General features: G+C 40.7%; 11 protein-coding genes. 9 read left to right on the top strand and 2 right to left on the bottom strand.

Features of this window, described 5'->3' with window-relative positions:
• A partial coding sequence (locus H027_RS19215) for a hypothetical protein (protein WP_237657998.1) occupies positions 1-199 on the top strand: 199 nt, incomplete at its 5' end.
• Positions 200-1,017: 818 nt separating this feature from the next.
• On the opposite strand, the gene H027_RS0117275 is transcribed toward H027_RS19215, so the two are convergent.
• Positions 1,018-1,326 (bottom strand): copper-binding protein, encoded by a 309-nt coding sequence (locus H027_RS0117275; RefSeq protein WP_024873571.1) that lies wholly within the window; start codon positions 1,324-1,326, stop codon positions 1,018-1,020.
• 786 nt (positions 1,327-2,112) lie between these two features.
• Between H027_RS0117275 and H027_RS0117270 the strand changes: the two genes are divergently transcribed.
• The 5 genes from H027_RS0117270 (at position 2,113) to H027_RS0117245 (ending at position 6,487) form a co-directional block, all read left to right on the top strand.
• A complete protein-coding gene (locus tag H027_RS0117270) occupies positions 2,113-2,607 on the top strand; it encodes a hypothetical protein (protein WP_024873633.1) in 495 nt (164 codons plus the stop codon).
• Positions 2,608-2,634: 27 nt separating this feature from the next.
• Positions 2,635-3,078: a toll/interleukin-1 receptor domain-containing protein gene (locus H027_RS0117265; RefSeq protein ID WP_024873632.1), complete on the top strand. Its 444-nt coding sequence runs from the start codon at positions 2,635-2,637 to the stop codon at positions 3,076-3,078.
• A 93-nt stretch (positions 3,079-3,171) separates the two neighbouring features.
• On the top strand, positions 3,172-3,756 hold the full coding sequence (locus H027_RS0117260; protein ID WP_024873576.1) for a hypothetical protein: 585 nt from the start codon (positions 3,172-3,174) through the stop codon (positions 3,754-3,756).
• 684 nt (positions 3,757-4,440) lie between these two features.
• Entirely contained in the window at positions 4,441-5,247 is an 807-nt protein-coding gene (locus H027_RS0117250) for a hypothetical protein (protein ID WP_024873574.1), read from the top strand.
• 481 nt (positions 5,248-5,728) lie between these two features.
• Positions 5,729-6,487: a DUF2971 domain-containing protein gene (locus H027_RS0117245; RefSeq protein ID WP_024873628.1), complete on the top strand. Its 759-nt coding sequence runs from the start codon at positions 5,729-5,731 to the stop codon at positions 6,485-6,487.
• 25 nt (positions 6,488-6,512) lie between these two features.
• Here the strand turns inward: H027_RS0117245 and H027_RS0117240 are convergent, their stop codons facing one another.
• Positions 6,513-7,481, bottom strand: a complete 969-nt coding sequence (locus H027_RS0117240) for an IS30 family transposase (RefSeq protein ID WP_024870569.1) — start codon at positions 7,479-7,481, stop codon at positions 6,513-6,515.
• A 1,512-nt stretch (positions 7,482-8,993) separates the two neighbouring features.
• Between H027_RS0117240 and H027_RS0117235 the strand changes: the two genes are divergently transcribed.
• The 3 genes from H027_RS0117235 to H027_RS0117225 all read left to right on the top strand — a co-directional run bounded on the left by H027_RS0117235 (position 8,994) and on the right by H027_RS0117225 (position 10,187).
• On the top strand, positions 8,994-9,536 hold the full coding sequence (locus H027_RS0117235; RefSeq protein ID WP_024873583.1) for a cysteine hydrolase family protein: 543 nt from the start codon (positions 8,994-8,996) through the stop codon (positions 9,534-9,536).
• A gap of 140 nt (positions 9,537-9,676) precedes the next feature.
• Positions 9,677-9,931: a type II toxin-antitoxin system Phd/YefM family antitoxin gene (locus tag H027_RS0117230; protein ID WP_024873585.1), complete on the top strand. Its 255-nt coding sequence runs from the start codon at positions 9,677-9,679 to the stop codon at positions 9,929-9,931.
• Complete coding sequence (locus H027_RS0117225) at positions 9,924-10,187, top strand: Txe/YoeB family addiction module toxin (protein WP_024873584.1); 264 nt, start codon at positions 9,924-9,926, stop codon at positions 10,185-10,187. The genes H027_RS0117230 and H027_RS0117225 overlap by 8 nt, the downstream gene beginning before the upstream one ends.
• The last annotated feature ends 68 nt before the right edge of the window (positions 10,188-10,255 follow it).

The raw sequence follows: 10,255 nt of genomic DNA, 5'->3' as shown, positions 1-10,255 counted from the left end.
TTTCAACTTTGAAACGGTAGGTTTACTAAAAATTAGTTCTCTCTCATTTAGATTGACTAAAGTACAATTACCAACAATAGAAAGTACTATTTCTCTGCCAACAACAGCAAAAGCCGTTATAGAAGATATTGTTGAGAATAATATATATTACCTACACGATGATGGTAGCGTGTCTGCACCATCAGATAATAGAGCATAACAAAAAGTTCAAACCCGTTCGCATTCGCTCACTGGACGGCACTACGTGCCGCCGTTTAACTAAAAGTTAGGTAATTAATTTTCTAAATTTTTTTCGGAAAATTCGAGCCTTAAAGCGGTGTGTATGAGGGTTCCGTGTTGTTTACGGCTCACTTCCAGTGAAGTGGTTGCCTTACATAACTCATGATCTCACTTCCAGTGTGGAATTCTATCTTGCACTGGTTATGTCTTCGGCAACCTTCAAGCCCGTCGATGTGTACGCCTGGAGCGGCTCATCATCCGGGCGTTTTGGTTTGAAACGACCACTGCCCGTTTCCTGAATACTTTCAGTGAAAAATAAAACCAGCGAGCAGTTTCAAACCTGTCGGCGGATAATTCCGAGCGGTGGTTTGAAGCGGGCGCAGTGGCAGCATTGAAGTCTGTGTACCAATTAGCCAGTACAGTGGTGATGAATAAAAGATATTTCCTTTATTCTCCTACCTAACAAGGCGTTTAAACACGTTCGCTTTGCTCACTGGACGGCACTGCGTGCCGCCGTTTAACTTATAGTTAATTGGTTGCTTAAGATTTTCGGTTGTAACTATACGAATGGATTTAATTTAGGTTTGGTTTGCTGGTTTGTTCTGTCAAAAAGCCTCCATTACTGGGGGAACGTGGAGTTGAAAATCAGTGTTGCTGTACGCTCGATTAATTAAACAAATATCGAGGCGTTAAAACGAAAATGGCACACTCACTTTTCACTCTGAGAAGGCAGAATTTAGAAAAACAAAAGGAGTTATGTTTTATAACCCCTTGGACATTATGATTGTTACTGTCTCATTATTGAGAAACTGGCGTTACAAAGTGTGCATCTGCATTGAAAGCATTGGATGAGGTAAATTGGACATCGACGGTCTGACCCACAGTCACCCCTTTCAGCACATTGCTACCGTCGGCATTGTAAGTGACGGTACGTGCTGGCCAGCCCAGTTCCGTAACCGCATCTTGTTTTACAGTTACGGTCTGGTCTGCTGCATTGACAGCCAATACTGAACCGTGTGCTTTATAAGTGTCTACCGCAGCCTGAGATGACAGTGCAGCCAGTGATAATGCAGCAACAGCAGCAAAACGTACGAAGGTATTTTTCATGTTCTTTACTCCACAGATAGTCATTTGTTGAACCGGCTTGGCCGTGTTCGTCTTTTTGTTTTTGTGAAACGCATCACGTTTCGTTGAGCAAAGAATACGACTACACAGTGAGTAGATAAACCACGCTTTCGTGAATTGACTATATCAAGAAATGGAACAATCGTTGTGGTGGCGTTTTATCTGGCTGAACTAACAAGTCACAGAAGAGGTTGAATCACCTTTGGTGTTCATTCCAACCAATTAACAAAAACTTAATGGCGGACAGCACTGCGTGCTGCCCCATAAGTAATAGTTAGGTAATTAATTTTCTTAATTTTTTTCGGAAAATTCGAGCCTTAAAGCGGTGGGTATGTGGGTTCAGTGTTGTTTACAGCTCACTTCCGGTGAAGTGATTGCCTTGCATAACTCATGATCTCACTTCCAGTGTGAAATTCAATTTTGCACTGGTTATGTCTTCGGCAACCTTCAAGTCCGTCGGTGTGTACGCCTGAAGCGGCTCATCATCCGGGCACATAGTTTGAGGCGACCATTCCTTGTTTCCTGAATCATCGCAGTGAAACACAACGTAAACCGGTAGTTTCAAATCTGTCGGCGTGTAATTCCGAGCGGTGGTTTAAAGCAGGTGCAGTGGCAGCATTGAAGTCTGTGTACCAATTAGCCAGTCCAGTGGTGATGAATAAATGATATTTCCTTTATTCTCCTACCTAACAAGGCGTTTAAACACGTTCGCTTTGCTCACTGGACGGCACTGTGTGCCGCCGTTTAACTTATAGTTAGGTTTATCATATGTTTTCTTCTATCAAAAATATTTTTAATAAAGACAAAGCAGAAATCCAGCTAAGAAAAGAATATTTAGGAATTAGTTTCAGACGCAGAGATAAGATCGACTACCCCTTAACTAATGCACCTGAAAATTGTTATGGCTATATAAACGATGTATCACTATGTACTTTTGAACTCATGAGTATTCATGAGAATATATTGTCTATTGATCACTTTGCTCTTAACTCTCGTCAAATCGGAAAAAAATATGGTGAATTATGTCTCAGAGCTTTTGCTGCATTAGTTAATGAACAAAACCCTAAAATTGAAGTGATTCATTTCTCACTTTATAGATCAACATCCTTAGTCAAAAACTCAGAAGAAAAACTATTAAAATTAAAAAATGCACGAGTTAGATTGTTAGAGTCAATTAGTGCTGAAGAAATCCAAGTAAATCATCCCAATAATTACTGTTACGATGTAACTGGTAAATGGCATAAATCAAAATGGCTTTTATAGCCATTATTTTTACAAGTTGATAAACACATGATAGAAATATTCTTTTCATATTCTCATGCAGATGAAGTATTAATGAACTCCGTTCGACAACAACTTATTGTCTTTGAACGTGAAAAAAGGATTTTAAAATGGCATGATAGAATGATACCCCCAGGCTCAGCTTGGAAAAGTGAAATTGATTCACGGATGAACACATCTGATATTATATTACTTTTCCTGAGCCCCGATTTTATCGAATCTAAATATTGTTATGAAGTTGAAGGACAAGAAGCCATCAAAAGACATGATGCAGGACTTTCCATAGTTATACCCGTGATATTAAGACCATGTGCATGGCAAGCCTCCCCTTTCGGAAAATATCAAGGTGTCCCTAAAGATGGCAAACCCATATCAACTTGGCCTAATCAAGATGAAGCTACATTAGATGCAGCCATGAAAATTATGAGTGTAGTTGATAGATTACAAAAATAAACCTAACAAAAACTTGAAACTGGACGGCATTGCATGCCGCCATTTAAGTAAAAGTTAGGCGAAAATAGTCCTTGATAAAAAAAGAGAAATAAAATGAAATTCGAACAAAAAAAGAAAGGAAATAAATATACATTTACATTATATGATGATTATTTTAATTTATCATATGACACTCAGTCAGGCTCTGGCGATAAAAATATAAATTATGCCTACTTCCCCAAAAAATGCTCAATTCGTATTGAGCAACATGAATGGCTTAAAAATGTAGGTTACGTATGGACGATAGCTGGAATATATAACCTGGGCAATGCACTTTATTATAACGCACCAGCATCAGGTCAAGGAATCTGGATACTTAGCGGTATTACTTGCATCCTCTTGGCATACTTATCAAAAACAAAATACTCTGTTTTTCGAACAGAAAATGGCATTATTCCTATTATCCAAGATAAATATCATAATCAGATAATTAATGAAATAAATAAAAGAAAAAAGGCTCAACTTCTTGAGTGGCATAGAGAAATAAACCCAGATAACACATTTGAAAACGAAATAGAAAAATTTAGATGGCTTGTGGAAGAGGAAGCAATGAACACCAGAGAGGCTGAAGAAAAAATTCAACAAGTCAAAGCCTTACAAATGAATTCCTTTCCGATTTCTAGTAAAAAGCTAAACTAACATCAAAAAATAACAATATACATCGCCTAACAAAAAATTAGTGTCGGATGGCTTTCAGCCACCGCACAATTCGAAGTTAGGTAATTAATTTTCTTAATTTTTTTACGTAAAATTCGAGCCTTAAAGCGGCTGGTATGAGGGTTCCGTGTTGTTTCCGGCTCACTTCCGGTGAAGTGGTTGCCTTGCATAACTCATGATCTCACTTCCGGTGTGTAATCCAATTCCGCACTGGTTATGTCTTCGGCAACCTTCAACTCAGTCCGTGTGTACGCCTGGAGCGGCTCATCATCCGGGCGTTTGATTTGAGATGCCCACTCCCCGTTTCCTGAATAATGTCAGTGAAACACAAAGTAAACCGGCAGTTTCAAATCTGTCGGCAGGTAATTCCGAGCGGTGGTTTGAAGCCGGTGCAGTGGCCGCATTGAAGTCGGTGTACCAGTTAGCAAGTCCAGAGGTGATGAATAAAAGATATTTCCTTTATTCTCCTACCTAACAAGGCGTTTAAACACGTTCGCTTTGCTCACTGGACGGCACTGCGTGCCGCCGTTTAACTTATAGTTAGGTAATTAAGAAAGTTCCTCTGTTTCATCAGTGCTCCGAGAATCATCATTTACAAAATAAATTTCAACAGTAGCCGTTGAACAACTGCAAACAGATTTTTGACTTGAGACAAAAGGAATAGGTATGGTCTTTATTGCAACGCCTGACGTCATGCCACAAGCAGTTCCTCAGGAATCAATTGTTTTAGCTGCGGCCTCTGATTCTGCTTCATCTGCCTCATCAATTAGATCGATGACTTATGGCGTATGTGAACTATCCATTGCAACTGAGGATGATATTTCAGAGGAGGATGATTCAAGCGTTAACTCATTACACCCGACGACTTATATGAATAATTTTTTGCCGGCGGAAATGAAAATCCTTCTCGAATCCCGAGGTTCTGGCGGAATAGATTGGGAATGGTACGGGGAGTGGTTGGAAAGCTTTAAAGTCTCTATTTTACAGCAACCAGCACATGGGAAATTTGTGAATTTACGAAATGATCCAAAATTTCATGACTTACAGTACCTTCCTAATAGGGACTATTTAGGCAAAGATCGCGTTGCTGTACTAGTGGAGGGTAAGGATGAGCGTGGTCGCTCAATTGCCCTGACATTGAAATATTTTATCAATGTACTGCCAAGACAAAAGTTACACCAGATTGTTGAAGAAGGTCAGTCTGCTAAATTACAAGAAAAACTTTGCGGTAAAAGTGAAAGTTATTGGCATGATCATGATTCGTGGAAAATTTCAGAGAATCAAACGTTCAAAGGTTTGGGACAAGCTAACACTATGGTTCAGTTTGCTGATTTCTCCGGCTATTCTCTCGGCGATACTACCGGTACAGATTCATCTGCCCAAATCACGCTCGATATAAACGCCGCGGGCTACGGCTGGTATATCGACTACACGCCTTATCTGAACAGCGAATATCTACAACCAGTTCTATGATTGAATATCATCAACATGTAAAAAATTACCTAACAAAAACTTGGTGTGGGATTGCTACGCAACCCCACAAGTAAAAGTTATGCAGTTTTATTTCGCTGGTAGTTTTGCGGGGAATTCGAGTTTTAAAGCGGCGTTGGCTGCAAGCCTTGCGTTGTTTACGGCTCACTACCGAGAGTAGTGCCCGCTCATAATACGCCAAACAATATCAGTCGTGAGCTTCAGCAAATTCGATACGGCGATTATGCGCTTCTGCACATCAACGCCGTCGTGGGTAATTCCTTACAACCATTTTTTCTGTTTACAGTGTTGAACGCTAGCCCGAGAAACCAGTCGTTACTTCCGAGGCGAACTCGAGTTCGTTTTTTCAATACTGCATAACAAGGCGTTCAACGCCGTTCGCGTTGCTCACTGGACTGGTCTCCGCTTCGCTACGCCCAGCCCGTTAACTTGAAGTTATATTGGTAACTGAATTTCTTTAAATATGAATTTATATAAATATCAAAGTATCGATCCTTCAGTTCCTCCAGCTAAAAATAAATCAATTCAAAATTTATTTGAAGCCACCGTTGTGTTTTCTGCTAGACAAAATTTTAACGATCTATTCGATTCAAAAGTTAACTTTATCATTCCACGCAGAGAAAGATTAAGAAAATTTCGCGGCTCACTTTCAAAATCACAAAGAGAAGTATTTGATTCCTTTACTCCTGGAAACACTGATTTTTTTCAAAAATTAAAACAACAAACAAATACCTTAATTGATTCTTACTATTTTTACTGTTTAACCACAAATCCACTTAACAATCTGATGTGGTCGCATTACGCGAATAGCCATCATGGTTTTTGTATCGAGTGGGATGCGGATAAAATGAATGCCGATAAAGTCATTTATTCTGAACAAATTGCGAGCATCGATTTATTAGACATTACTCGGTCAAATATGGGCCTTATTAGTCAAGAAAAAATGGGGGATGACCTCTGGGCAGCTCTACGAACAAAACTGGATTATTGGTCTTATGAAAATGAGTATAGAGTTAAACTTAGTCACGAAATGAAACAGCTAGTTACTTTTAAAGATAACAAAATTAGTGTCACCAAAGCTGATTCTACTTGGATTAAATCCATAATTTTTGGTGTTCGCTGCCCTGTTAACGTTGTTACATATGTTGCAGAAAATATTCCATTCAGAGTTAATTTCAAGAAATGCAAGATTATTAATTCTGAACTGTACATCACACCGTAGCTTCAAGTTTGAAGTGCGACATAGCTTAACGATACTCACGGATAAATTCCTCCGGGGTTTTAAATCCAAGCACTTTCCTTGGTCTCGTGTTTAATCTTCTGGCTATGTCGCTGCAATGCCGTTGACCTAACAACGCCATGCTTTGCTTTTTGGGGATGTATTGTCTGATCAGACCATTGGTGTTTTCGTTGGTTCCTCGCTCCCACGAATGATACGGCGTCGCAAAGTAAAAGTCACAACCGTGGCTACGTTCTAACTGCTGATATTGGTTAAATTCAGTGCCGTTGTCGGCTGTGATGGTTTTAAATGGTAGGCCCGTTTCTTTGATCAGCCAACCGACTCGTCTGTTCAGGCTTTCTGTTGTCCGATCATCCAGTTGGCCTATGAGGGTATAGCGGCTTTGTCTTTCTACCATCGTGACTAGGCAATGTTTACTGCCGTGTCCAATGACTGTATCGATTTCCCAGTGTCCGAACTCTTCTCGTTCGTTCACTAGTGTAGGGCGTTCGCTGATATGCCGTTTGGCTGCTACTCGCCCTCGGCTGTCTTTGCTTCGATAGCGTTTACGTCTAATTTTCGGCGACTGTCTCAGGTATTGCCAAAGATTGCCGCCTTCATTTTTATCAGCCCAGACATGCTGGTAAATCGTTTCATGGCTCATCACCGGATAGCCTTTGTAACGAAAATAGCCAACGATCTGTTCTGGACTCCAATGCAATTTCAGTAAGGCATCAACCAGCAGAAAGTCCATGTGATCATACCGTTTGTTCCTTCGGGCTTTCTTTGTTCTTACCCTGACTTTTTGCTGGGCTCGCGCTGGTTGGTAACTATAAAGCTGGTCATAATTGCACCATCGGGAGTTTCGTTCCACTTCCCGGTAGACCGTACTTCGGTGACGACCTAAGGCTTTGGCGATGGATGCGACAGTCAGTCCTTGCTTTCTCAAGGCTGACAACATATATCTTTCATTCTCAGTGAGATGTGTGTATTTCATTGGCTTTTCACTTCTTGGCGGGAGTAAAAATCCTGAGTATCACATCTCGCTGTTTTTATGTTTAAAGTTGTCGCACTTCGTAATTGAATCCGCCCTGCATAACAAGGCGTTCAACGCCGTTCGCGTTGCTCACTGGACTGGTCTCCGCTTCGCTACGCCCAGCCCGTTAACTTGAAGTTAGGTAATTAATTTTCTTAATTTTTTTGCGGTAAATTCGAGCCTTAAAGCGGCTGGTATGAGGTTCCGTGTTATTTGCGGCTCACTTCCAGTGATGTGGTTGCCTTGCATAACTCATGATCTCACTGCCTGTGTGGAATTCTATCTTGCACTGGTTATGTCTTCGGCAACCTTCAAGTCAGTCGGTGTGTACGCCTGGAGCGGCTCATCATCTGGGCTCTGTTGTTTAAGGTAACCACTCCCTGTTTCCTGAATAATGTCAGTGAAACACAAAATAAACCGGCAGTTTCAAACCTGTCGGCGGGTAATTCCGAGCGGTGGTTTAAAGCGAGCGCTGTGGCAGCATTGAAGTCTGTGTACCAATTAGCCAGTCCAGTGGTGATGAATAAAAGATATTTCCTTTATTCTCCTACCTAACAAGGCGTTTAAACACGTTCGCTTTGCTCACTGGACGGCACTGTGTGCCGCCGTTTAACTTATAGTTAACTGGTTTCGTTAGTTGCGTGTTTTGTTTTCCGCTGGCATAGATAGTTTGTCGAAAATTTCAACGCCGCTCCCTGCACTTCTGGGCACAGCAAAATTTGCGTTTAATTCAGTTTCAGCGAAAGCAAGTTCAGTGGGTAAATTCAAAATCAGCGCACTTTTTGAGTCGTGAAAATAGTAAGCCCGTTCATGAATTCAAGTTCTGGCCGAATATAGAAATGTTTATCGACAACAACGGTGGTTCGCAAAATGCCGTCGTGCCTTAAACAATTTCAACTCAACGACCAGTTAACAAAAACTTAGTGTGGGACGCTTTCGCGCCCCACAAGTTAGAAGTTAGGTAATAAAAACGGCTTTATTGGTGGCGGTGAATTTTAGCCCTAAAGCGGCTGTGCAGATGGCCAGTGATTTTTACGGCTCACTACCTGCGAGTAGGTTGCCTCGCGCAACACATGAATTCACGTTGATTCGACAAGCTCACAGCCTGCGCTGGTTACGTGTCGGCAACCATCAACACTGTCAGTGTGTAACGCCTAAGCGGCTCATCATCGGGGCACAGTGTTTTTAGCCACCACTGCATGCTCATTAAATGAGCTAATTTGAGAATTCAGCAAATTTCGCTGATGCGATATTCTCGGCGAGTAATTCTGAGCGGTTGTTTAAAGCTGGTGCGGTGAAAATTGAAAGTCCGCGGTCCCACTTAGCCAGTTTTGTTGTTGATGATGAATATGTTTTTCTTTGTTCATACCTAACAACTAATTCAAACACGTTCGCTTTGCTCACTGGACGGCACTACGTGCCGCCGTTTAATTAAAAGTTAACTAGCAATTACAACTCTGAGCACATATTCAAATGACAAAAGCATTATTAATTATTGACGTCCAAGTTGGCTTATTTGAACCAAAACCATCGCCTTACAAATCTGATGAAGTGATTTCTAATATCAATAAACTTGCTGATAAGGCACGAGCGTCTAATGCGCCTGTCATATGGATACAACATGAAACACCAAACCATGAAATTCTGAAATTTCAGAGTGATGGCTGGGAATTGCCTAATAATTTGAATCAGGCTGAATCAGATTTTTATGTTCGCAAAACCACGCCTGACTCTTTTTTAAAAACCGACTTGCTTCAAATTTTAACAAACCAAACTGTTTCTGAATTGGTAGTCTGTGGCTACGCAACTGAATTTTGTGTAGATACAACGATTCGAAGTGCAGCGGCAAAGGGTTTTGAAATCACGTTAGTGAGTGATACTCATACAACACATGATAAACAACACGCACCTGCTGAATTCATCATTCAACATCATAATGCTACATTGCCAAATATTAAAAGTTTCGGCGTGACAATTAAAACTGAGCAATCTGAACTAGTCGAATTTGCTAGTTAACAAAAACTTGGTGTGGGACGCTAACGCGCCCCACAAGTCGAAGTTATCTATCTTTTGAAAGTTTTAGTTGTACAACCAATTGTACATTTCGTTGACTGAGCTATACTTGTACCATAAGTTGCACAGTTAACGGAGTCTTTATGCAAGTCGTTTCATTTACAGAAGCACGCAACAATCTTAAATCAGTCTTAGATCAAGTGGTTAATGATGCCGACTGCACCATTATCACTCGTCGAGATGCTGAAGATGCTGTAGTGATGTCACTTGATTATTACAACAGCCTCATGGAAACCGTTCATCTATTAAAATCGCCAGCTAATGCTGCTCATTTGGCAAAATCAATCGCGCAATACCGTAATAATCAGACTCAAGAGCGAGATCTGATTGATGAGTAGATTACTGACTTGGACTGACGAAGCTTGGGATGATTATCTTTATTGGCAAAACCAAGACAAAAAAACGCTAAAACGCATCAATAAAATTATCGAAGATATCAAACGATCTCCATTTGAAGGTATTGGAAAACCAGAACCTTTAAAAATGAATCTATCAGGTTTTTGGTCTCGCCGTATTGATGACACAAATCGCCTTGTTTATGCAGTAGAAGATAACCGTTTCACGATCATTTCCTGTCGTTATCACTATGAATAAAGGCTGAAATTAAACGATAGATAACAAAATTTTAATGTCGGATGGCACTACGTGCCACCGCATAAAAC

The sequence above is a fragment of the Tolumonas lignilytica genome (assembly GCF_000527035.1).
Lineage (GTDB): Bacteria > Pseudomonadota > Gammaproteobacteria > Enterobacterales > Aeromonadaceae > Tolumonas > Tolumonas lignilytica.
Note: the sequence above shows the minus strand (reverse complement) of the source record. Positions and strands in the feature narration are given on the sequence as shown.